General features: G+C 63.5%; 16 protein-coding genes and 2 pseudogenes. 7 read left to right on the top strand and 11 right to left on the bottom strand.

Annotated elements, in window-relative coordinates; translation table 11 throughout:
* Window positions 1–63: 63 nt before the first annotated feature.
* The gene (gene lipA / locus DDA93_RS04195) at window positions 64–1,068 is read right to left on the bottom strand and encodes a lipoyl synthase (RefSeq protein ID WP_019483248.1); all 1,005 of its coding nucleotides are present in this window, start codon (window positions 1,066–1,068) and stop codon (window positions 64–66) included.
* A 3-nt stretch (window positions 1,069–1,071) separates the two neighbouring features.
* Window positions 1,072–1,788: a lipoyl(octanoyl) transferase LipB gene (lipB, locus tag DDA93_RS04190; RefSeq protein WP_019483247.1), complete on the bottom strand. Its 717-nt coding sequence runs from the start codon at window positions 1,786–1,788 to the stop codon at window positions 1,072–1,074.
* A 107-nt stretch (window positions 1,789–1,895) separates the two neighbouring features.
* Here lipB and DDA93_RS04185 point away from each other — a divergent pair, with 107 nt between their 5' ends.
* On the top strand, window positions 1,896–3,572 hold the full coding sequence (locus DDA93_RS04185) for a serine/threonine-protein kinase (protein WP_024477351.1): 1,677 nt from the start codon (window positions 1,896–1,898) through the stop codon (window positions 3,570–3,572).
* 45 nt (window positions 3,573–3,617) lie between these two features.
* On the opposite strand, the gene DDA93_RS04180 is transcribed toward DDA93_RS04185, so the two are convergent.
* On the bottom strand, window positions 3,618–4,511 hold the full coding sequence (locus DDA93_RS04180) for a TIGR01777 family oxidoreductase (protein ID WP_116778122.1): 894 nt from the start codon (window positions 4,509–4,511) through the stop codon (window positions 3,618–3,620).
* 118 nt (window positions 4,512–4,629) lie between these two features.
* Here DDA93_RS04180 and DDA93_RS04175 point away from each other — a divergent pair.
* A pseudogene (locus DDA93_RS04175) lies at window positions 4,630–8,204 on the top strand (S41 family peptidase).
* A 65-nt stretch (window positions 8,205–8,269) separates the two neighbouring features.
* Here DDA93_RS04175 and DDA93_RS04170 read toward each other — a convergent pair.
* From DDA93_RS04170 to DDA93_RS04155, 4 genes and pseudogenes are all read right to left on the bottom strand, one after another.
* Entirely contained in the window at window positions 8,270–8,701 is a 432-nt protein-coding gene (locus DDA93_RS04170) for an OsmC family peroxiredoxin (RefSeq protein WP_019483243.1), read from the bottom strand.
* A 47-nt stretch (window positions 8,702–8,748) separates the two neighbouring features.
* Complete coding sequence (gene sucB, locus DDA93_RS04165; RefSeq protein ID WP_024477348.1) at window positions 8,749–10,569, bottom strand: 2-oxoglutarate dehydrogenase, E2 component, dihydrolipoamide succinyltransferase; 1,821 nt, start codon at window positions 10,567–10,569, stop codon at window positions 8,749–8,751.
* Window positions 10,570–10,694: 125 nt separating this feature from the next.
* Window positions 10,695–12,076 (bottom strand): annotated as a pseudogene (gene lpdA / locus DDA93_RS04160) (dihydrolipoyl dehydrogenase).
* A 189-nt stretch (window positions 12,077–12,265) separates the two neighbouring features.
* A complete protein-coding gene (locus tag DDA93_RS04155; protein ID WP_019483240.1) occupies window positions 12,266–13,804 on the bottom strand; it encodes a leucyl aminopeptidase in 1,539 nt (512 codons plus the stop codon).
* A 174-nt stretch (window positions 13,805–13,978) separates the two neighbouring features.
* On the opposite strand from DDA93_RS04155, the gene DDA93_RS04150 reads away from it, so the two are divergent.
* The 3 genes from DDA93_RS04150 to DDA93_RS04140 all read left to right on the top strand — a co-directional run bounded on the left by DDA93_RS04150 (window position 13,979) and on the right by DDA93_RS04140 (window position 17,877).
* On the top strand, window positions 13,979–14,986 hold the full coding sequence (locus tag DDA93_RS04150) for a PAC2 family protein (RefSeq protein ID WP_019483239.1): 1,008 nt from the start codon (window positions 13,979–13,981) through the stop codon (window positions 14,984–14,986).
* A gap of 107 nt (window positions 14,987–15,093) precedes the next feature.
* A complete protein-coding gene (locus DDA93_RS04145) occupies window positions 15,094–16,341 on the top strand; it encodes a DUF4192 domain-containing protein (RefSeq protein WP_019483238.1) in 1,248 nt (415 codons plus the stop codon).
* A 249-nt stretch (window positions 16,342–16,590) separates the two neighbouring features.
* Window positions 16,591–17,877 carry an RNA polymerase sigma factor gene (locus DDA93_RS04140; protein ID WP_050994968.1) on the top strand — a complete coding sequence of 429 codons (1,287 nt, stop codon included), beginning with the start codon at window positions 16,591–16,593 and terminating at the stop codon, window positions 17,875–17,877.
* Between the two features lie 112 nt (window positions 17,878–17,989).
* Here DDA93_RS04140 and DDA93_RS04135 read toward each other — a convergent pair whose 3' ends face one another.
* The gene (locus tag DDA93_RS04135) at window positions 17,990–18,214 is read right to left on the bottom strand and encodes a hypothetical protein (protein ID WP_019483236.1); all 225 of its coding nucleotides are present in this window, start codon (window positions 18,212–18,214) and stop codon (window positions 17,990–17,992) included.
* A gap of 258 nt (window positions 18,215–18,472) precedes the next feature.
* Here DDA93_RS04135 and DDA93_RS04130 point away from each other — a divergent pair, with 258 nt between their 5' ends.
* Window positions 18,473–20,581, top strand: coding sequence for a DNA topoisomerase IV subunit B (locus DDA93_RS04130; protein WP_019483235.1), 2,109 nt, complete (start codon window positions 18,473–18,475; stop codon window positions 20,579–20,581).
* Window positions 20,582–20,646: 65 nt separating this feature from the next.
* Here DDA93_RS04130 and DDA93_RS04125 read toward each other — a convergent pair whose 3' ends face one another.
* Entirely contained in the window at window positions 20,647–22,116 is a 1,470-nt protein-coding gene (locus tag DDA93_RS04125) for a multicopper oxidase family protein (protein ID WP_243400503.1), read from the bottom strand.
* Window positions 22,103–22,372 carry an SHOCT domain-containing protein gene (locus DDA93_RS04120; protein ID WP_019483233.1) on the bottom strand — a complete coding sequence of 90 codons (270 nt, stop codon included), beginning with the start codon at window positions 22,370–22,372 and terminating at the stop codon, window positions 22,103–22,105. Before DDA93_RS04120 ends, DDA93_RS04125 begins: the two co-directional genes overlap by 14 nt.
* A gap of 302 nt (window positions 22,373–22,674) precedes the next feature.
* On the opposite strand from DDA93_RS04120, the gene DDA93_RS04115 reads away from it, so the two are divergent.
* The gene (locus DDA93_RS04115) at window positions 22,675–22,998 is read left to right on the top strand and encodes a heavy metal-associated domain-containing protein (RefSeq protein ID WP_116778121.1); all 324 of its coding nucleotides are present in this window, start codon (window positions 22,675–22,677) and stop codon (window positions 22,996–22,998) included.
* Window positions 22,999–23,231: 233 nt separating this feature from the next.
* Here the strand turns inward: DDA93_RS04115 and DDA93_RS04110 are convergent, their stop codons facing one another.
* Complete coding sequence (locus DDA93_RS04110) at window positions 23,232–23,525, bottom strand: metal-sensitive transcriptional regulator (protein WP_237715301.1); 294 nt, start codon at window positions 23,523–23,525, stop codon at window positions 23,232–23,234.
* Window positions 23,526–23,801 lie beyond the last annotated feature (276 nt).

The following is a 23,801-nucleotide window of genomic DNA, read 5'->3' as shown; positions in this document are numbered from 1 at the left end:
TCGCTGATTGGACGCGTCGAAACCACCCCGGCCCAATGCCTTGGGTGGCGGCTCGCTGTCGGGCTAGCCCGTGGGCGCGAGGCTTGACGCCTCCTGCAACGTCGATCCGGAATCCTCTATGTGCGCCAGCGCTGCGGGCAGTTCCAGGCCCTTCTTGCGCATGGCGCGCGCCCAGAGTCGGCCGGCACGGTAGGAGGACCGGACTAACGGTCCGCTCATGACGCCAAGGAAACCGATCTCTTCGGCCTCCTCACGGAGTTCGACAAATTCCTGGGGCTTCACCCAGCGGTCCACGGGGAGGTGGCGTTCGCTGGGCCGCAGGTACTGGTTGATCGTGATCAGGTCGCAGCCGGCGTCGTGCAGGTCCTGCATGGCTCCAGAAATTTCCTGCCGGGTTTCGCCCATGCCAAGGATCAGGTTGGATTTGGTGACCATGCCCAGGTCCCTGCCCTGGGTGATGACGTCCAATGACCGCTCGTAGCGGAACGCGGGCCTGATGCGCTTGAAGATCCGGGGGACCGTCTCGACGTTGTGCGCGAACACCTCGGGTGCAGCATCGCAGATCGCCTGAATGTGCTCAGGTTTGCCCGAGAAATCTGGAATGAGGATCTCGACGCCGGTGCCGGGGTTCATGCTGTGGATCTGGCGAATAGTCTCGGCGTAAAGCCAGACACCCTCGTCCTCAAGATCATCGCGGGCGACGCCGGTCACGGTGGCGTAGCGCAGATTCATTGACTGAACGGACTGGGCCACCTTGAACGGCTCGCTCCGGTCCAGCGGTTGCGGCTTGCCGGTATCGATCTGGCAGAAGTCACAGCGACGGGTACACTCCGAACCGCCGATCAGGAAGGTGGCTTCGCGGTCTTCCCAGCATTCGAAGATGTTGGGACAGCCCGCCTCCTCGCACACGGTGTGGAGGCCTTCCTTCTTCACCAGGTTCTTCATCGCCACAAACTCGGGGCCGATGTTCACCTTCGCTTTGATCCAGTCGGGTTTACGCTCCACCGGGGTCTCGGCGTTTCTCGCCTCAATGCGGAGAAGGCGGCGTCCTTCGGGGGCCAGACTCACGGGTCATGCTCCTTCCGGCCGGATCAGACCGGCTGGGTTGGCTGTGCTTGACGGGCGGAAATCTTCTGCCGCCTCGGCAACCAGTAATAGTTCATTCTTGCGCAGTTCGTCTTCAATCCGCGAAACGATGTCCGCTGGGGTCACCCTGTAGCCGGTTTCAGCGGAGATTGTGGTCACGCCAGCGTCGGAAATTCCGCACGGCACAATCTGGGCGAAGGGTGCGAGGTCGTTGCTGCAGTTCACCGCGAACCCATGCATGGTGACCCGGCGGTTAATGCGAATCCCGATGGCGGCAATCTTGCGGTCCGGACGGGTGTCATCGGCGGCGACCCACACTCCTGACCTGCCGTCGATGCGGATCCCGTTGATCCCGAAATCTTTCAGGACCGCGATGATCACGTCTTCAAGAATGGCCACGTAGCCGGTCACCCTGGTGGGTTCCGGCAAAGCCAGGATGGGATAGCCCACCAGTTGGCCGGGGCCATGCCAGGTGAGTTTCCCGCCTCGATCGACCGGTACCACCGGCGTCCCATCAAACGGTCGCTCCTGGTCCTCGGTGCGCCGCCCTGCCGTATACACAGCACTGTGTTCCAGCAAGAGGACTGTGCTCGGTGCTGTTCCTGCCACCACACCGGCGTGGAGCTTCCGCTGCAAATCCCAGCCAGCCTCATAGTCAACGAATTCCGGATCCAGTCCAACACGCGAATATTGAAGTGTCATGGGGTTAAGGGTAGACCTGCGCGGGGACATCGCTGACATTGATGCATGCCACGGGGCTGCTGTGGATAACTTCTGCGAGGTTTTCCGGGATCCGCTACAACTGGTGCATGGACAGCAGCCGCACCGGCAGGGGTGGCGGGGAGGAACCGATTTCCACCCCGCCGCTGCTTACGGGTTACCAGTGTGAGCGTCTGCTGGGTCGCGGCGGCAGCGCGAACGTCTGGCTGATTCGGAACGACTCCGGAGAGTTCTTCGCGTTGAAGGTTCTTGGCCCGGCCTGCGCTGATCCCCTGCGATCCGATGCTGTGAGTGGCGAGGAGCGGTTCCTTGCCCGGTTCCCGCATGAGCATTTGGTGACCCTCCATGAAGTGATCCACACTGACCAGGGGATGGGCCTCCGGATGGAATACGCCGCCGGAGGGTCGTTGCTGAACCTCGTCTCCGTGAGAGGCCCTCTTCCTCCGGGGGAGGTTGTCACGGTGCTGACCCCGCTGGCGCAGGTGCTGGCGTTCCTGCACGGCCTGGGAGCCGTCCATGGGGACGTAGCGCCCGGCAACATCCTGTTTACGGAAGTGGGCAAACCGCTGTTGGCTGACTTCGGGGTCGGTCGGCTGCTGGGGGAAGCCAGACATCGTGCGGGCGGCACACCAGGCTTCCAGGAGACGCCTCAGGACCCTGACGGGCTGAATACCGAGGCTGACATCTATGCGCTTGCCGCTGTCGGCTGGTTCGCCCTGACTGGGCGGGTTCCGGGGCCGGCGATCCAACGGCCGCCGCTTTCCCTGCTGGTGCCGGAAGCGCCCGAGGACCTCATGGACCTCATCAACTGGGGCCTGGAAGGAGAACCGGGGGAGAGACCCACCGCCAGCGAATTTGCCCGGGCCGTGCAGCGCACGGCGCAGGCCGAGCCGCTTGATCTGGTGGCAGCCGTCCACCCGGATGTGTTGCCGCATCTCAGGACGCGCAGGTCCACTACTGGTTCAGCCAACCCGCCAACGGGACGGCGCCGGTCGGCAGGCAAACACCGGCCCGCAAAACGTCGGCCTGGCGATCACCAGTCGGGCGAACATCAGCCCTCCGATCGCCGGCCAGCAACCCATCGGACCCGCCGTCCGGGCCGGCTAGTCGGACTGGCGGTTACCGCCCTGAGCATGATTGTGCTCTCCGTCTGCGGTGCACTGTTCGCAGGCACGCTGCTGGGAATCGGGGGAGAGGCCCCGGGCGCGCTGGATGGCAGCGGCCCTTCCAGCACTCCGCCTGCCCAGGGTGAGACAGCCGCCACGGCAGAGATCCCACCATCGCAGGAGACAACCCGCTCCACCGCGGCGGCCCCCACCGCGGCCGTTGCGTCCACTACACTCGCCGACGCCGATCCCCTGACGGTCCTGCCTCTCCTGTCCCGGCTCAGGGAACAAGCCTTTGAGACTGCCGACGCCGAACTCCTGAAGCTGGTCAATGTGCCCTCATCGCCAGCCATGGCCGCCGACGAGGAAGCAGTGCTGGAACTGAGGGACCGCGGACACACCCTGTCCGGGCTCACGATTGAACTGACAGACCTCACACCGGTCGAACTGTCATCGGGCGCCGCCGTGGCGACTGACAGTGCCGGTCCTGGCGGCCAGGTTGTTGCGGTCGCCGCCACGGCCACCACCTCTGGCTTCGACGAGGTCACCCCCAGTGGAGATGTGCACCGGACCGAGACCTCGCCAGTGACCCAGCAACTGGTCTTCGTTCTTCAGCGAGGACCCGATCACTGGCGGATTTCCGCCGTCCACGAGCCCTAGAACCCGGGGCGCCGCCCGTTGTTTGTTGGTGTTGTTCCGGCTCGGTTATCGGGACTCGCGAACCCATCGGGCCAGGTCGTCCAATGAACTGTGCCGGAATTTGAATCCCGCATTCTTGAGCACTGTGGGGTCAAGCCGTGCGCTTGGCAGTAACAACTCCTTGGCCAGCTGGCCAAGGACCGCGGTCAGGACCCACTCAGGAACCCTGAAGCGGGTGGGCCGGTTCAACGCAGCACCGAGAGCCTCGGTCAGGTCGGTCAGCGTCGCGGGGGAAGGCGAGGAGATGTTGACCGGTCCGCTGACCTCAGCCTCAAGGAGGAACGCCATCGCTCGAACCTGATCATCAAGGGTCACCCACGGCCACCACTGGTTTCCCGATCCCAACGGCCCGCCCACAAAAAATCGCAGCGGGACCAGCAACTTGGGCAGCGCGCCGCCGCTGGTGGACATCACCACACCGGTTCGCATGAGGACAGTACGTACCGACGAGGGCGCCCGGAGTGCCTCAGCTTCCCACCGCCGACAGATGTCAGAGAGCAGCAAATCACCCGAGGCTGCGCTCTCCGGCAAAACCTCGGACCCCCGGTTGCCGTAGTAGCCAGACGCCGACTGGCTGAGGAATACTGTCGGCGGTGAATCTGCCCGACGCATGCTCTCGACCAGGGTGCGGGTCGCGGTCAGCCGTGAGGAGTACAGCGTTTCCTTGTAACTCCTCGTCCACGGCGCCCCGGCGATGCCCGCGCCCGATAGGTTGACCACTGCATCGGTGGCATCCATGATCGCCGGATCGAGGCCTCCGGCCACAGGATCCCACTGGACTTCGTCAGGCCCCGACGGGGCCCGGCGGACGAGCCGTTTCACCTGATGTTTTCCCGGTTCCAGCTGTTTGATGAAGGCCTTGCCAATGGTTCCGGATGCACCGGAAATCAGAATTCTCATACCCCTATCCCACCACCCCGACGGTCCCAATGGGAACCACAGGCTCCGGCCGTGAGGACGGGCTTCCCCGCGGCCCCTCGACGCCACTGCCAACAAGGTTCGTGGCTATGATCGTCGGATGGGTTCCTCACACTATTTGCGCTTTCCACATGTCCACGGTGACCTGCTCACTTTCGTAGCAGAAAACGATGTCTGGGTCGCACCATTGTCGGGGGGACGCGCCTGGCGGATCTCAGCAATGCAGCTGCCTGCCCGCGGGCCCCGATTCTCTCCCGACGGAGCAACCATCGCCTGGACCGTCACCCAGGCGGGTGCACCCGAGGTTGTCGCCGCCGACACCGAGGGCGGAAACTTCCGCAGACTGACCTATTGGGGCCACCAGAGCACGAAGGTTCGAGGCTTCACGGCCGACGGGGAGGTCATCGCCACCAGCGCGTTCCGACACGAGGACCCGCGCCACGCCTGGGGCTACCGGGTCCCGCTGGACGGCTCCGCCCAAACCGCGTTCCCCTACGGACCACTCGATGCGATAGTGCCCGGCCCGGCTGTCGGCGACGAGCGTCCCCTCGTCATTTCCAGCGTTCTGACCCGCGAGCCCGCCTGGTGGAAGCGATACCGCGGCGGAACAGCCGGCAAACTCTGGATGGATGCGGACGGGTCGGGGGACTTCGCCCGGTTCCTCCCCGAGCTCGACGGCAACCTGGCCGATCCGATGTGGATCAATAACCGGCTGGCTTTCCTGTCTGACCACGAAGGCTACGGCAACCTGTACTCCGTGACACCCCAGGGTGAGGACCTGCAACGCCACACCGACCACGAGGAGTTCTACGTACGGCATGCCACCTCCGATGGCACCCGGATTGTGTTTGAGTCCGCGGGATCGATCTGGCTGCTGCAGTCGCTCGATGCTGAACCGGTCAAACTTGATATCTCACTCGGCTCAGCCACCACCGGACGGCGCCCCCAGCCGCTGAACGTGGTCAGACACCTCGCGGCAGCCACCCCGGTAGCGACGGGGTCTGCCAGCGTCGTCGAGAGCCACGGCACCCTGCACTGGCTGACGCACCGGGATGGACCGTCACGCGTGGTGGAGGCCACCGCGGGTGTTCGCGCGCGGCTGGGGCGGCCCCTCGGCGTCGACCGTGTGGCCTACATCGCCGACCACGATGGTGAAGAAGCGCTGTATATCCGCAACGTCTTTGACGCGGGCCTTTCCGCCGGCACCGACAGTCCTGCGTCAGAATCCACCTCATCGGCCGCCGCCGGTCCCTCAACACACGCAGCGCAGGAGCCGGATCTGCCGGCCCCCGTTCCCGCGGTCAGAACGTCCGACGGCGCAGGCCGCCCCGGCGCTGACGTCCCCTCGGGTTCCGGGCACCAGCCCGGGGCGAAGCCCCAGCCCGGTGATGAAACCCAGTCCGAAGGGGGCGCGCCCGACTCGGACATTGTCACCGCACAGGACATAGCAGCAGCGGCAGGCCTGTCGCGGTGGGCATTCGATGGACCGTTCCGGGCCAGCAACCTGGTCACCAGTCCCGACGGAACCCGCGTGGCTGTGGCCGGCGAGATGGGACAAATCCTGCTCCTCCAGATCTCCACCGGCGAACTCTTCACCCTGGGCTCAACCACCCACGGCGCGGTCGATGACCTGGCGTTTTCCCCTGACTCGCAGTGGCTCACCTGGGCGGAACCGGTAACGGGTGAAGGTGCCAGGACCCGGGTCCGGCTGGCCCGGGCGGAGCCCGGTGCCGAGATCCTCAATGTGACCGATGGCCGGTTCCGGGATCACTCACCCGTGTTTACCCGCGACTGCCGGTACCTGGCCTTCCTTTCAGACCGCAGCTTTGACCCGGTGTATGACACCCACCGTTTTGACCTGAGCTTCCCGGTGTCCACGAAACCCTTCCTGGTGGCCCTCGCCGCTGACACGCCGTCACCGTTTGGGCCGTCGGTGCATTCCACAGAAGCCTTGGGGGCCGCCGGATCCCAGCGGTCCGCGGGCGGCAGGGACGACGACGGCGAACCGGACCTGTGCGTCGTCGTCGATCCTGATCGACTGGCAGAGCGGATCGTTGCGGTACCCGTGCCCCAGGGCGGCTATGAGGGACTTCGCGCGGTGGATGGCGCGTTGCTGTGGACGGCAACCGAGCGCTTCGGTGTGACCGGTGACGGTCGGGCCACCACCACGGCCAAAGATCCGGCGAAACGGTTGGAGCGCTTCGACCTCGCGAAACGCGACGCGGAGCCACTGGCAGCCGAGGTCGACAGTTTCGAAGTTAGCGCCGACGGCGGCAGGGTTGTGCTCATCCACGCCGGGAAGGTGACTGCTGTCCCAACCAAGGGCAAGGTGGAGAAGGACTCACCCGACCACGTCGAGGTGGACCTGGGCCGGATCCGGGTGCTCCTCGACCCGGTCAGCGTGTGGCGTCAGGCATTCGACGAGACCTGGCGGTTGCAGCGTGACTTCTTCTGGGCCGAAGATATGGGCGGCGTGGACTGGCCAGCCATCCGGGACCGGTATCGTCCCCTGGTGGAGCGGCTCGGGTCGCACGACGACCTGGTGGACGTCCTGTGGGAGGTTCACGGGGAGCTGGGGACATCCCACGCCTATGTCACTCCGCTGCTGTTCGGGGACCGGGAACCGGCGCACAGGGTTTCCTCGGCGCCGAGTTGGCCCCATCAGCCCACGGCTGGGTGGTGCAACGCATCTTCGCCGGGGAGTCCTCCGATCCGCAGGCGGTCTCCCCTCTGACTGCGCCAGGGGTGGCAGTCGCCGAGGGAGATATCATCGCAGCGGTGGACGGTGTCCCAGTACCGTTGGCCCACGGCCCGGCCGTGCTCCTTACCGGTGCCGCCGGCCGAACGGTCGAACTCACAGTTCTCCGGCCCTCAAGACAAGACGCAGGGGAGGACACGGAGGAAAGCGCAGGGGATGAAACCCACGCCGCATCAGTCCGGCGCGTTGCAGTAGTTCCGCTTCGCAGTGAGGAACGCCTGCGCTACCAGAATTGGGTCAACGCCAACCGGGCAATCGTCCACCAGGCCTCGGGCGGCAGCTTCGGCTACCTTCACATCCCGGACATGGTGGCGCGCGGCTGGGCGCAATTGCACCGTGATCTTGACCGTGAAACCGCACGCGACGGCCTGGTGGTCGACGTGCGACGCAACCGTGGCGGCCACACCTCGCAACTCGTGGCCGAACTCATTGGCAGGAAGGTCACCGCCTGGTCCTTCCCCCGTGGTGAGCAACCAGGTACCTATCCCGCGCATGCCCCGCGCGGACCCGTGGTCATCCTCACGGATGAGTTCGCGGGATCCGACGGCGACATCATCACCCAGGTAGCCAAACTCAGGGGCATCGGGCCCGTCATCGGCACGCGCACCTGGGGTGGCGTCGTCGGAATCGATGGCCGGTTCGCGCTGGCCGACGGCACCGCCGTCACACAGCCGCGATACGCATTCTGGATGACCGGCGGCGTCGGGTGGGGTGTGGAGAACTACGGAGTGGACCCCGATATCGAGGTCCCGTTCCCGCCGCACGCCTATGCGGCTGGGGAAGATCCTCAGCTGGAGCAGGGTGTCGCAATCCTGCGGGAGATGATCTCCGAGCTACCCACCGATGTACCGCCAGTGCGGACCAACCACCCCCAGCTCAACCCGGGCCCGTTACCGCCACGGCCGACGAAGAGCTAACCCTCCGGGGAAAACAAAAGAGGCGGTCAACCGGATATCCGGTTGGCCGCCTCTTTTGCGTGGAACTAGGACTGCAGGGTTGCCTCAACAGTGATGCTTTTGACCCCGGCCAAGGCCTGGGACACAGGGCAGCCGGTCTTGGCGGACTCGGCGATCCGCTGGAAATCAGCGTCCTCAATGTCCGGGATCGCAGCGTTCAGGATCAGCCGGATGGCGGTGATTCCTTCACCGGGCACAAAATCAACCTCGGCTTTGGTCTCAATCCGGTCGGCCGTCTTGCCTTCCTCGCTGAGCGCCAGGCTGAACGCCATGGAGAAGCATGAGGAGTGGGCGGCAGCAATCAGCTCTTCAGGGCTGGTCTTGCCGCCTGCTTCCTCCGAACGGGCTTTCCAGGTGACGTCGTAGGTGCCAAGTCCCGAACTGTCGAGGCTGACCTGGCCGCTTCCGGCCTGCAGGTTGCCGCTCCAGACGGTGTGGGCGTTACGTACTGTAGCCATAACTGTTCTCCTTCATGGTTGATTACTGACCTCGGGGATGGTGCGTGTTACAGGCCGAGATCCGATTCGAATGCGCCGGCTTCAAGGCGTGCCTTCAATGACTGCAGGAAGCGGCCAGCGTCGGCACCATCGACCAGGCGGTGGTCGTAGGTCAAGCTGAGGTACATCATGGACCGGATGGCGATGGTGTCCTCGCCGTCGGCGGTCACCACCACGGGACGCTTGACGATCGCACCGGTGCCCAGGATTCCCACCTGAGGCTGGTTGATGATCGGGGTGTCGAACAGTGCGCCGACCGACCCGATGTTCGTGATCGTGAAGGTACCGCCCGACAGCTCATCCGGACCGATCTTCCCGCTCTTGGTCCGGGAGCCGACGTCGGCAATCTTCTTCGCCAGGCCAGCCAGGTTGAGGTTACCGGCATCGTTGATGACGGGAACCAGCAGACCCTTTTCCGTGTCCACGGCGATCGCCAGGTGCTCGGCGTCGTGGTACGTGATTTCCTTGGCTTCTTCATCGAAGGATGCGTTCAGCTTTGGGTGCTGCTTGAGCGCCTCGGTGACGGCCTTGGAGATGAACGGGAGGAAGGTCAGCTTCGCGCCGTTCTGGGCCTGGAAACTGTCCTTCGCTGAGGTACGCAGTCGCGCCACCCTGCTCATATCCACTTCGATGACCTGGGTCAGCTGGGCGGACACCTCAAGCGATTCACGCATCCGCCGGGCAATGGTCTGGCGGATGCGTGGCGCCTTCTCGACGGTGCCACGCAGCTTCGAGGCCTCAGGCGACGGCGCTGCCGGTGCTGGAGCTGCTGGTGCAGCGGGAGCTGCAGCTGGCTCGGGTGCTTTCTTGGCTGCCTCAGCGGCTTCCAGCACGTCCTGCTTGCGGATGCGACCGCCCACTCCAGTGCCCTTCACGGACTGCAGATCGACGTTCTGCTGGTTCGCGAGCTTACGCACCAGGGGAGTCACGTAGGCTGCATCGGAACCGCCCGACTTGTCCTCGGAGGATTTGTCCGCCGCGGGCTTCTTCTCGGCGGGCTTCACTTCGGCCGCCTTGGGTGCAGCCGGCTTGGCCTCTTCCTTCGGTGCGGGAGCCTCTTCCTTCGGGGCGTCCTCCGTCTTGGCAGGCTCTGCTACTGGCTCTTCACGCTCTTCCGACGACGCAGCAGCGACCGGCTCAGCGCCAGCTTCTGCCTTGGCCGGAGCAGATCCGCCGGAGCCGATGACGGCGAGCACTGCGCCAACCTCGACGGTCTCGTCCTCACCAACCCGGATTTCCTGCAGCTTCCCTGCGACTGGCGACGGAATTTCGGTATCGACCTTGTCGGTGGAGACTTCAAGCAGGGGCTCGTCCACCTCGACGTCGTCGCCAACTTCCTTGAGCCACCGGGTGACGGTTCCTTCGGTGACGCTTTCGCCGAGGGCGGGAAGGGTCACCTCGGTGCTCTCGCCGCCTGACGAGTCGTCAGCGGAGTCAGCGGAGTCAGCGGAGGACTCGGCAGCGGCGGGCTCGGGGGCTTTCTCCTCGGGCTCGGGCTCGGCGGCTGGTTCTTCAGCTGCGGGCTCTTCGGCCTCTGCGGCAGGCTCCTCGGCCGCGTCCCCCGACGCAGCGGAGTCGTCCGAGCCGCCCGACCCGTCGCCGATGCGCACCAGCGGCGCTCCGACTTCAGCGGTCTCGTCCTCGGCTACAAGGATTTCCTCGATGACCCCGGCAATTGGCGACGGGATCTCAGTGTCGACCTTGTCGGTGGACACCTCGAGTAGGGGTTCGTCAACCTCCACGCGGTCGCCGACCGCCTTGAGCCAGCGTGTAACGGTGCCTTCGGTAACGCTTTCGCCGAGGGCGGGTAAGTTGACGGATTCAGACATAGTGTCCCCGTTTCTCCTGAATAGTTTTTGCCCTGCGGTGCTGGCCCCGTGGAGGGGGCCGGCACCGCAGCGCCAAGGTTGCGAGTAATGCTGGTGGAACGCTTAGTTGCGAGCTTAGTGCACGGTTATCCGTGCAGCGCCTTACCTGCAAGGGCGAGGTGTGCTTCGCCCAGCGCTTCGTTCTGGGTGGGGTGGGCGTGGATCAGCTGCGCCACGTCCTCTGGGTAGCTTCCCAGTTCACGATGAGCTGTGCTTCACCGATCTGTTCGCCCATCCGGGTGCCGATCATGTGCACCCCGACTACTGGCCCGTCCTTCTCGCTGACGAGTTTCACCAGGCCAGCCGACCCCAGGATGGAGGTCTTGCCGTTGCCAGCAAGGTTGTATTCCTGGGTGAGGACCTTGTCCTCGCCGAGCTTTTCTTTGGCGGCCTTCTCGGTGAGACCCACCGACGCGATTTCGGGTTCGCTGTACGTGACCTTGGGGATGTTGACGTCTTCGACGATGACCGGTTTCAGGCCGGCGATCTCCTCGGCGACGAAAATGCCCTGCTGGAACCCACGGTGCGCGAGTTGAAGGCCGGGAACGATGTCGCCAACGGCGTAGATGTTCTCGACGCCGGTGTGCAGACGCTCATCGGTGATCACGAAGCCGCGATCAATGGTGACGCCGGCCTCTTCGTAGCCGAGTCCTTCAGTGACGGGACCACGGCCGACGGCGACCAGCATCAGGTCTGCTTCGAAGGTCTTCCCGTCGGCCAGCGTGACGACGACGCCGTCGTCGTTCTGCTCGACCTTTTCGAAGAAGGTTCCGGTGTTGAAGTTGATGCCGCGCTTCTTGAAGGCCCGTTCGAACGCCTTGACGATGGTGGCGTCCTCATTGGCAACCAGTGACGGGAGGCCCTCGATGATGGTGACGTCGACGCCGAAGGACTTCCACACGGAAGCGAATTCGCAACCGATGACGCCGCCGCCGAGCACGATGGCCTTCTTGGGGAGCGTTTCCATTTTCAGGGCATGATCAGAATTGATGACCTTCCCGCCAATTTCGAGACCCGGGAGGGTGCGGGAGTAGGAACCGGTAGCCAGGATGATGTTCTTGCCGGTGTAGGAAGTGCCATCCACTTCAACCGTGTTGGTGGCGGTGAGCTTGCCTGCGCCCTCGATGACCGTGATGCCCTTGGACTTGATCAATCCCTGCAGGCCCTTGTACTTACCGGCAATGATGCCGTCCTTGTAGGCGTTGACCGCAGGCATGTCGATCGACTCGAATGTCGCCTTGATACCGTATTTCTCGGAGGAGCGCGCCGTATCGGCGACCTCGGCCGAGTGCAGCAGTGCCTTGGTAGGGATACACCCGTTGTGTAGGCAGGTGCCACCGAGTTTGCCCTTCTCGATGAGTCCCACGGTGAATCCCAGCTGGACGGCTCGGAGTGCGGCGGCATAGCCACCGCTGCCTCCGCCCAGAATCAGGATGTCGAATTCTTGCGCAGCTGCCGTATCGGCCACTTGGACGCTCCCTCGCGTAATCTGTGACGGGCTAGTGCGCCCGTCGGTTGATGATTTTGGCGGAATACTTGGTGTGATCAGGACTTACCCTATCCCCAGATCCGGCCAGCATCTACTTGATGAAGGGCGATCTCCGCCCTGATGTGGGCAGTCTCACCCCTGTTGCGGGGATGAAACTGCCCAGCAGGCTTACTTGGCGGTGGTGGCCATGTCTTCGGCGTATGCCAGCAGGGTGCGGACACCGACTCCGGTGGCTTCCTTCGGCGTGTAGCCGTGTGCGGCGCCTTCGTTGAACGCAGGCCCGGCAATGTCCAGGTGCGCCCAGGGGATCTTCCGACCGTTGACTTCGCCGACAAACTCGCGCAGGAAGACCGCCGCGGTCATCATGCCGCCGAATTTCTCGCCAATGTTGGCAATGTCAGCCACCTGGGAGTCGAGGCTCGGGCGGAGCTCCTCAGGCAGGGGCATCGGCCAGAACAGCTCGCCGGACCGGTCCGCCGCACCCTTGACTGCATCAACCACGTCATCGTCGCCCATGACACCCGAGACGCGGCGCCCCAAAGCGATCATCTGGGCGCCGGTGAGGGTGGCAATATCGATGAGGGCATCCGGTGCCTCTTCGCTGGCAGCGGCCAGCGCGTCGGCCATTACCAGCCGGCCTTCGGCATCGGTGTTGAGGACCTCGACGGTGCGGCCACCGTAGGTGGTCATCACATCTGAGGGGCGCTGCGCGCTTCCCGATGGCATGTTCTCGGCGAGGCACAGCCAGCCGGTCACCTTGATGGGCAGGCCCAACTCGGCAATGGCGAGGACAGCGCTCAGCACGACGGCGGCGCCCGCCATGTCGAGCTTCATGGTCTGCATGCCAGCAGCAGGCTTCAGGGACAGTCCGCCCGAGTCGAAGGTGATGCCCTTGCCAACAAAGGCAAGGCTTTTGCTGGCCGAGCTGGGGGAGTACTCAATCTTGACCAACCGGGGCTGGCGGGACGAGCCCTTCCCGACGCCGAGAATTCCGCCATAGCCTTCTTTTTCCAGGCGCTTCTCATCCAGCACCGTGACCTTGATCGGCAGACCCTTGGTCAGATCCTTGGCGGCCTGCGCGAAAGTTTCCGGGTACAGGTGGCTGGGTGGCTGGTTGACCAGCGAGCGGGTGATGTTGACGCCGCGGCCCAGGATGGCTGCACGGTTGAGGGCGGCCTTCAAGGACTTGTCTTGCGCGGCGGGAGTCACGATGGTGACGCTGCTGACCGGTTCCTTGGCGGGCGATCCGTTCTTTGCTGCCTGGGCGGAGCGGTGTTCAGTGTAGGAGTAGGCACCCATTGCTGCGCCCTCGGCCACTGCTGCGGCGTCGGCGACTGTCGGTGCGGGCAGCGCGATGGTCACCGAATCAAGTCCGATGAGCTGACGGATTGCAGCGCCTGCGGCACGGCGCAGTGCCTCGGGGGTGATCGCTCCGTCAGCTGGGAGACGGCCGACGCCGGTCAGCACCAGAATCTCCGCAGCGCTGCCCTCCAGGCCGGGCAGCCTGCGAACCTCGTCAGCGCCGCCGGTAATGCCGAGCATTGGGAGGGAGTCGGCAAGGGCAGCCGCGTCCTTCGCCGAGAGCGGGGAGTCGAGCAGGACTGGTCCGCCGGACTGTTGGCCGACGCCGATTACCAGGGCGTCACCGGCGGTCTTCTTGGAGTCCTTGGTGACAGCTGTCAGCTTGAGTTCGCTGGCGATATTCACTGGGTGTGTTCCTCACTTCCATGTGCTGGACAGATAGGTAGGTGAGCGCGTCATACCGCGCCTTTCCTCCATCGATCGTAGTCTGTAAAGGAACCTGGTGTCGGGCGGAATGAATGTACGTCCCCCTGACGTTGTAACGGGTACTGAAAGCCGAGAACCTTGTTAGGAGGGGAAATGCTTAATCCAGAGACTCTGTTCAACGCAAACGCTGACCTGATCGACGGGCAGCAGCTGCGAGGACTTCCTCTTCTTGCTGGATTCACCGGATTTGTCGACGCGGGCCACGTGGTGTCCCAGGTCATCGAGGAAATGCTCACCACCCTGGATCACGAGCTGGTGGCGGTCTTCGACGCCGACCAGTTGATCGATTACCGCAGCAGGCGGCCTCGCATCACCTTCGCCGAGGATCACCTCGCGGACTATCACCCTCCCCGGCTTGAACTCCACCGGGTCTATGACGGGATGGGCGTTCCGTTCCTGCTGCTCGCCGGATTTGAGCCGGATCTGCAGTGGGAGCGGTTTATTAGTGCGGTCACCGGTCTTGTGGACCGGTTCGAGGTTCCCCTGGTGTCCTGGATCAATTCGATTCCCATGCCGGTACCGCATACCCGTCCCCTCGGAGTGACGGTTCACGGCAACCGTCCGGACCTGATCGAGGGGATGAACACGTGGCGTCCCACAGCAGAGCTACAGGCATCGGTGGGGCATCTGCTGGAGTTGCGTCTGATCGAATCGGGACACGACGTCGTGGGTTACGTCGTACACGTCCCCCACTACCTTGCCGAGGCTGAGTACCCTCCTGCAGCTGTCACGGCCCTGGAATACCTGGGTGCTTCGGCGTCCCTGGTGCTTCCCACCGACCGGTTGCGTGAGGCAGGCCGGGATGTTGAACGGCAGATCGCCCGTCAGGTTGACGGGTCTGCCGAGGTCAGTGGAGTAGTCAGCACGCTGGAGAAGCGCTTCGACGAGCGCGCCGGAAGCGCCGAGCGCCGGTCGCTGCTGGTGAAGGACAATAGCGAGCTCGCTGACGCTGACGAGATTGGTGCGGCGGTCGAGGCATACCTGGCGAGTCCACAGGCCGCAGACGAGTCGGAGCAGCTACTCGAAGAGGACCGCAAAGCCGGGGACCTCGCTGACCCCGCCGGCGGCGACACCGAGGGTGACGACAACCCGTCACGGTGAGCCCGCATCGGCACCGACTAGTCCTCGACAGCGCCGGATCAGGTGCAGTTATTCACATGGCGGTGAGACCGGACCCGTAGCGGGGTGACAACAGCCATGCTCATGCCATGACTTCAACATCCCCACCGCCGGAGCAGCCCTTCAAGGTCACGTCTGCTGCTGACATTCTCAGCTACATCCTCCACACCTTGGGTTTTCAGCCGGAAGAAAGCCTCGTGCTCCTGACCATGTGTGGGAAGCGGGTCGGGGCAACGCTGCGCGTGGACCTTCCGGCGAATAATCTGGATCCGGACGGCTACGCCGCAGGTGTCTGTTCAATCCTCGCCTCGGATACCACCGCTGACGGTTCACTGCTGGCCGTCTATACCAGGGAACCGTTGACCCGCACCGGAGCGCCACCCCGCAGGGACCTGGTGCGAAGCCTCACCCGATGCCTCGACGGCGTGGGGCTGCAATTGCGCGACGGTTGGTTGGTCACCGACACCATGTGGCGGGACTACTTCTGCGCTGACCCGAGTTGCTGTCCACCGTCGGGGCATTCGATCGAGAGCGTCCTGACGAGCCCGTTGAACGCTGAGCTGACTTTCCGCGGCAGCAGCTTTGCTGACTCTCTGGGCGCCGCAGTTGAATCGGACCTTCCCGCGGCGTGGACTGATCCAGCGGACCTGGCAAAGCTCTGTCGAGGCGAGCAGGCGAAACTTGGGCATCGTTGGACAACTCCAAACCAGGCCGCCGCCACCCTCCGGCTATGGGACTGCCTGCTGGCCCGCACCGCATCCACGGTGCCGATCACCGAGGTCGGGGTAGCCGCCCATCTCCTCGCCTCACTGGTTTCCCGTCCCATCCGTGACGCCGTTCTGGTCCTTGCAGCGCTGGGCTGGGAGGCCGCAGCGAACGGTCTGGAAGGCAACACCGTGCGCCCTACCGGCACCGGCCCCGCCCACCTGCCGGCATCGGCGCGGACGCTGCTCGGCCTCGACCCGGACCAGCAGCTGCCCGTCGAGCCAATGGAGTCCGCACAGGCTCACGCGCGGGACTTCTGCGATGTTCTGATCGGGCAATACAGAGGGCAACTGCAGTGGGGGCAGGTTGATGCTGCCCACACCCTGTTCAGTCGGCTGTCAGCTGTTGCGGTGGGCGAACCACGCGCCGCACTGCTCACCATGCTGGGCTGGATCGAGTGGGCCAGGGGTCGGGGGTCCCGGGCGCATGTCTATCTGGGTGAAGCCATGGCGGAAATACCGGGGTATTCACTTGCTGAACTTCTCGAGGAGGTGGTGGCTCGCGGCATGCTCGCCGAATGGTCACGCGACAGGGATCTGGCGTGGCGCAATGGTGCGCCACACGCTGCGTAACCGGTTGCGAAGGAGCCGATTTGGGTGGGTCGCTGATTTATCGAAGCCCATGAATCGTGCGACAATAGGAACCGAGACCCGGTCGGGTTCGTGTATCAAGTAGTGTTTTACTCTGTCAGATCGGCCATTCTTCGCAGGATGGTTGGGAATAGGGCAGAGGGCGGGACGGTTCCACTTCAATGAGGAACGCCCCGTTTAGCCGCTTGAATTCATTCACGGACTTGACAGGGTCATAGTGGTGTTGCCCCCTTGGTAACATCACAGACGCCGTATGAAAGGTTCTCTGTGTCGGCCAAGAAGACAACTGCACCGGATGTAACAGAACCCGGAGCAACGACCACCAAACGCCGGGCCGCCCCCAAGAAGGCGGCACCGAAGACCGCTGCTGCCAAGCCGCTATCAGCGCGGGCAGCCAAAGCCGCTGCCGCCCAGAACGCCGCGGCCGCCGAGGTCGAAGACGATAGCCCCGAGCTTGACGCCGCCGGTAACCCGGTCGAGCCTGCCGAAACCACCGAACGGGCCGCAGCCGAGGCTGAGACCAAGGCCGGATCTGGCTTCGTCTATTCAGACGCCGACGACGACGACGCCCCTGCCCAGCAGGTCATCTCAGCGGGTGCCACCGCTGACCCCGTCAAGGACTACCTGAAGCAGATCGGCAAGGTGGCCCTCCTGAATGCGGAGCAGGAAGTTGATCTTGCTTTGCGCATCGAGGCTGGCCTCTTCGCCGAGGAGAAGCTGGCGGCCGATAAGGATGCGGCCAAGCCGCTCGATCCGAAACTACGCCGCGAACTCGAATGGGTCATCCATGACGGCAAGCGGGCGAAAAACCACCTGCTGGAAGCCAACCTTCGTCTGGTTGTCTCCCTGGCCAAGCGTTACACCGGCCGCGGCATGCTGTTCCTCGACCTCATTCAGGAGGGTAACCTCGGTCTGATCCGTGCCGTCGAGAAATTCGACTACACCAAGGGCTTCAAGTTCTCCACCTACGCCACCTGGTGGATCCGTCAGGCGATCACCCGCGCCATGGCCGACCAGGCGCGGACCATTCGTATTCCGGTTCACATGGTCGAGGTCATCAACAAGCTGGCCCGTGTGCAGCGCCAGATGCTCCAGGATCTCGGCCGCGAACCGACGCCTGAAGAGCTGGCCCTTGAACTGGATATGACTCCCGAGAAGGTTGTCGAGGTCCAGAAGTATGGCCGCGAACCCATTTCGTTGCACACGCCGCTGGGCGAAGACGGTGATTCTGAATTCGGTGACCTCATTGAGGACTCCGAGGCAGTGGTGCCCGCGGATGCGGTCAGCTTCACCCTGTTGCAGGAACAGTTGCACTCGGTTCTTGACACCCTGTCAGAACGCGAAGCAGGGGTCGTGGCGATGCGCTTCGGCCTGACTGATGGTCAGCCGAAGACGTTAGACGAAATCGGGAAGGTCTACGGGGTGACGCGGGAGCGGATCCGCCAGATCGAATCGAAGACCATGTCGAAGCTGCGCCACCCATCGCGGTCCCAGGTGCTGCGCGACTACCTGGACTAGGACTCGCTATGGGGTTGGGAAACCAGCCCCATAGCAAAAAGTACCCCCACACATCAGTGTGGGGGTACTTTCGATTTAACGGGTCCGGATTGCCGGCCCGTCGGTGGTGCTCTTAGTCTTCGCTTACCGGTCCGGGTGCTGCATTCAGACGGTTGGTCTCATCCTGCCACTCGGACGTCAGCGGACGCAGATTCGACTCGACGGAACGTGCGTGGTGGCCACAGAAAAGCAGCTCACCACCGGAGGACTGAAGAACTGCGCGCACATAGGCCTGGGCTCCGCAGCGGTCACAGCGGTCCAGCGCGGACATCTCGCGGGTTGCTACTGCTGTTGTCATGATTGCCTCCTTAGTGGTTCCTGTAGTTCATATAACCACTATTCGTTGCCGTTCTATTGCAGGCTGGGTGGTCTTTCGCTGAGCGCGTAGCATAGACCGACGTCGTCACACCTTTGCCGCTTGATCTGCGGCCCGCCTAAGCCGAACGACCCGGGTGGGGGAATATGCTTAAGCCATGCGTCCGGAGGCCCCCGGCGCGGCGCCCGAAGACCGGTGTCGCCTCTCACCTGTACCCCCTGCCAAGGAGTCTCACCCAACGTGGCGCCACCAAGCACCGAATACAACGCCCGGCACCTATCCGTCCTGGAAGGCCTTGAAGCCGTCCGTAAACGGCCCGGCATGTATATCGGGTCAACTGATTCCCGCGGATTGATGCACTGTCTCTGGGAGATCATCGACAACTCGGTGGATGAGGCACTCGCCGGACACGGCCAAAGCATCAAGGTGATACTCCACCCGGACGGTTCGGTCGAGATTCACGACGACGGGCGGGGCATTCCGGTGGACGCGGAACCCAAGACCGGTCTGAGCGGCGTCGAGGTGGTCTTCACAAAACTGCATGCCGGCGGAAAATTCGGTGGCGGTTCGTACACGGCCTCCGGCGGCCTCCACGGTGTCGGCGCCAGCGTGGTCAACGCCCTGTCAGCCCGGCTGGATGTCCAGGTTGACCGCGGCAGCAAGACCTACCAGATGTCGTTCAGGCGTGGCGAACCTGGCCGTTTCCTGGACGCGAAGTCACCGTCACCGACCGCCAAGTTCGAACCGTTCCTCGAAAGCTCCCGGCTCGAGGTGGTCGGCACCACCAAACGGGGTGTGACAGGTACCCGGATCCGGTACTGGGCTGACCGGCAAATCTTCACCCCGGACGCAAAATTCTCCTACGAGGAACTCCAGGCACGGGCCCGCCAAACCTCCTTCCTGGTCCCAGGGCTGAGGATCACCCTCCGTGACGAGCGGCGCCTCCCTGGCACCGCAGCCGAGGCGGGAGCGTTGGAGGAAGTCTTCCAGCACGACGGCGGAATCTCGGAGTTCACCACCTTCCTCGCAGCGGACAGCGCGGTGACCGATGTGTGGCGCCTGCACGGCTCAGGCCGGTTCAAGGAGTCGGTGCCGGTGCTGGGCGAGAACGGGCATAGCGAGATCGCCGAGGTGGAACGCGATTGCGAGGTGGACATCGCGTTGCGCTGGGGGATCGGCTACGACACCACGGTGAAGAGCTTCGTGAACATCATTGCCACTCCCAAGGGCGGCACCCACCAGAGCGGTTTCGAACAGTCCCTCCTGAAGTCCTTCCGCAAAGTGATCGAGGCCAACTCTCGAAAGCTCAAAGCCGGCAACGACAAGATCGAGAAGGATGACGTCTTCGCCGGACTGACAGCGGTCCTGACCGTGCGCCTGGCAGAGCCCCAATTTGAAGGCCAGACCAAGGAAATCCTGGGCACTTCCGCGGTGCGGGCAATCGTCGCGAAAGTGGTCGAAAAGGAGATTCTGGCCAAGCTCAACTCCACGGCCCGGGGCGACAAGGCCCAGAGCGCGCTCCTGCTGGAAAAAGTTGTTGCCGAGATGAAATCCCGGATCTCCGCGCGGGTACACAAGGAAACCCAGCGGCGAAAAAACGCCCTGGAAACGTCCTCAATGCCATCGAAGCTGGCCGACTGTCGGATTGACGACGTCGAACGGTCCGAACTGTTCATCGTCGAGGGTGACAGTGCGCTGGGCACCGCCAAGCTCGCCCGCTCCTCCGACTATCAGGCGTTGCTACCCATCCGGGGCAAGATCCTGAACGTACAGAAGGCATCGGTGGGGGACATGCTCGCCAACGCCGAGTGTGGGGCGCTGATCCAGGTGGTGGGCGCCGGATCGGGCCGCAGCTTCCAGCTGGACGCAGCGCGGTATGGGAAAGTGATCCTGATGACCGACGCCGACGTTGACGGCGCCCACATCCGCACCCTGCTCCTCACCCTTTTCTTCCGGTACATGCGGCCGCTCGTAGACGCCGGCCGGGTGTATGCGGCGGTCCCGCCGCTGCACCGGGTCGAGGTGGTCAACCACGGGTCAAAAACGAACGACACCATCTACACCTACTCCGAGCAGGAACTCTCCCGGCTGCTGGCAGAGTTGGAAAAGCAGGGCAAGCGTTACAAGGAACCCATCCAGCGGTACAAGGGGCTCGGTGAGATGGACGCCGAGCAGCTGGCGGAAACCACCATGGACCCGAGGCACCGGACTCTTCGGCGGGTGCGGATCCAGGAAGCCGAATCGGCTGAGCGGGTGTTCGATCTGTTGATGGGCAGCGACGTCGCCCCGCGCAAGGATTTCATCGTGGCTGGCGCCGCCTCCCTGGACCGGGAGCGGATTGACGCCTGACCCCTCGTGGGGTCAAGTCCCGCCAAGGGCACAAGGTCAGTCGGATAAGTCTTGCTACGGATTTGTCAGCGGACTTCGATGGTCCCCATCATGCCGAGGTCTTCGTGATCCAGGATGTGGCAGTGGTAGACGGAGCGTCCGCGGAAATCGTTGAAAGCCACCCGAACTTTGACACTTCCGTTGGCGGGCACGTTCACCACGTCCCGCCATATCGTTGTGTTCGCTACCTGGCCGTTTTCTTCAATAATTTGCATCGGCCAGACGTGCAGGTGGAACGGGTGGTCCATGGGGCTCGTGTTGGTCAGCGTCCATTCCTCCACATTCCCGGCCGCTACCGTTGTGTCTGTTCTGTCCCGGTTAAATTCGTTGCCGTTAATGGTGAAACGCATCATGCCCATGCCCCCGCCGGCCATGACGATTTCCCGGCGTGCCGCGATGGGGGCTGACCTCAGGTCTCCCAGTCCCTTTTGCGTGGTCGGGGCTGTCAGGGATGCGACCGGTTCGCCGGACACGTGGAGGGTGGCCAGCGCGAAGCCGTCGGGGCGGTCGGCCGGGTTGTTGCGTGCTCCGGATTCCCGTCCCGTCATTCCCGGCGCCCTTCCCCGGCGCTGGTAGAACGCTCGGAGCACGGAATCACCGGCCGGGATGGAGATGAGAAGATCGGCCCGGTTTCCGGGCAGCAGGAGAAGTCGATCCACGTTCTCGGGTGTTGGTAGGCGCCCGGAGTCAATGCCGAGAAGCTGCAGTTGCCCCTCGTCGACCTGTAGGCGGAGGTAACGGGACACGCACGTGTTGATGATGCGCCACCGTTCCCGTTGCCTGGGGCGGGCACTGAATTGCGGGTTGCTTTGCCCGTTGACCAGGATCAGTTCACCTTCCCGGCCCATCATCCGTTCCATCGCCGGGACTGCGACGATGTTTCCCAGTCCGTCCAGGGTGGTGTCCGAAATGACCAGTACCCGTTCCGTACTCACCTCGATGGGTTCCACATTCTCAACGATGATTGCTCCAAAGAGCCCGGCGAAGATCTGATCGGCGACCATGCCGTGGTGGTGTGGGTGGTACCAGTACACGCCAGGTGGATGATCCTCTGGGAGTTTGTATTCGTAGTCGAAGGTGTTGCCGGGGTCGACTGAGATGAAGACATTGTCCCCATTGTCTTCGGGAGAAACGTGAAGCCCGTGAACGTGCAGGTTGGTGGGCTGGTCCAGGTTGTTGACGAGTCTGATCTTGAGGACATCGCCAGCTTGTACGCGGAGTGTCGGGCCGGGGATACCCCCGTTGTAACCGAGGGCTGCGGCCTGTCGGCCGGCCAGCAATATTTGTCCCGGTGCGGCTTCCAGCCGTACCTGTAGCTGACCGTTGTTGCTTCGTAACTCTGGAGGTTGGATTAGTTCGCTTCCCGTGACGGGTGGCTCCCGCGTTGTTAGCGTCCAGATCAGGCCTGCACCTCCAGTCGCCGTCCCCGCGATGCCGAGTCCCCCCAGTAGCAGCGCTTGGCGGCGGCTGATGGGGGGTTTGCTACGGGCCCTCACCGAGAACTTCGAGCTGTTCGCGGTACTCGTCGGCGGTGAGTTCTCCCTTCGCGAAGCGCTCGTCCAGGATCTGGTGGGCGGTGCTCCGGCCGTGGGGCGGGCCGCCCACCCCTGAGGCATCCCGTGACGCGTATCCGACACGGCCTCCGTTGCCAAGGACCCTGACTGCGAGCAGTACCAACAGCACAATCCCGATGATCAGGAGGACGCCCCAAAGCCACATCCACGCTGATCCCTGCCCATAACCCCACATCATGCCGGATACCTTTCACCTCGAGATGATTTCCAGTCTCCGCCTAGCGTCGGCCCAAAAGTAGAGTCTTAGGTCCCAATCGGTCCCAGGGTGACTTCAGTCGCTGCGGGATCCGGGTACCCGGATCAACCCTTGACATATACCCCTAGGGGGTATACCTTATGAGTACCCAAGTGGGAAGTCCGGCCCTAAATGGGCCGCTTACTCCCAGAAGGTCCCTCAAGCAGCTGTAGCCAACGTGAATGACCCGGATGGCTACACCCGCTGATTCTCGAACAACCATTCCTCACTTTTTGGAGACCCTCATGTGCGGCACTTCTTCCGAACTGACCCTGACCGACACATCATCTTCCGGATGTGCCTGCTGCGCCCCCCAGGACAGCAAAGCCAAAACGGTTCCCCAAGCTGGCAGCATCAGCGCCAGTTTCGGTGTCGCTGGCCTGACCTGTGGGTCGTGCGCGTCCCGGGTTAGCTCTGCAGTCGGCGGGATTGATGACGTCACCGACGTCCAGATTGATTTCGTGTCCGGCGGGACCTCCACGGTCACCGTTTACAGTAACGAGGCGGTTCCCTCAGCAGCAGTACGCTCGGCGGTCGAGCAGGCCGGGTACCAGCTTTTGAGTGCCTGACTTTTTCCCTGGTCCGGCCGGATTTCCCGGGCGCGAGGTGGATCTCACCGATTCTGGGTACGGATGAACACCCTCGGGTGTGCTTCTGCCCGATGAGGCAGATAAAGTCACCGACGCGGGAATCGAAACCGTCTTCGTGGCCGTTCCCGAAGCTCATCCGGCCGGGCTAACCAATTGAAGCCACTCACGCCAACCTGATGAAGCCTGGGAGCGCATATGCGCCGACGGAAGGCTCAGCGCAGTAGTCTGCTGATTGCCTGTGTTGCTTCCTTGACCTTCGCGTCGACGGCTTCGGAGGACCCAGTGGTTTTGGCTTCTTGGGCTGCGGTGACGACGCAGTGTTGCAAGTGGTTTTGCAGCAGGCCCAAACTCACGGCGTGCATGGCACTGTTGACCGCCGCGACCTGGGTGAGAATGTCGATGCAGTACTGATCTTCGTCGACCATCCGTGCTATCCCACGGACCTGTCCTTCAATGCGCTTCAGACGCCGCAAATAGGCCGCCTTGTCCGGGGAATAACCGTGCACCGCACCGGCGGTAACCGGCTGATCCGCGACGGTGGACTCCGGCGCGGGGACTTCCGTGGCAGCTGCCCCAGGGGTGTCATCGGTACTGTTCCGAGGTCCGGCTCCGGCGTTCACGGCGCTATCCTTTCAATGCTCCGACCTGTTCTGGTCGGACCCAGATGAGGCCGTTGGTACGTCCTCGACCATGCGCTCTGCGCGGCCTTTATAAGTATCATCGACGATCCACCCCGCCGTGAACGCTCGATAGATGAAATAGGTTCCCTGGAGGGTCGGCGG

The organism is Arthrobacter sp. Bz4, from assembly GCF_003075455.1.
Taxonomy (GTDB): domain Bacteria; phylum Actinomycetota; class Actinomycetes; order Actinomycetales; family Micrococcaceae; genus Arthrobacter_D.
Note: the sequence above shows the minus strand (reverse complement) of the source record. Positions and strands in the feature narration are given on the sequence as shown.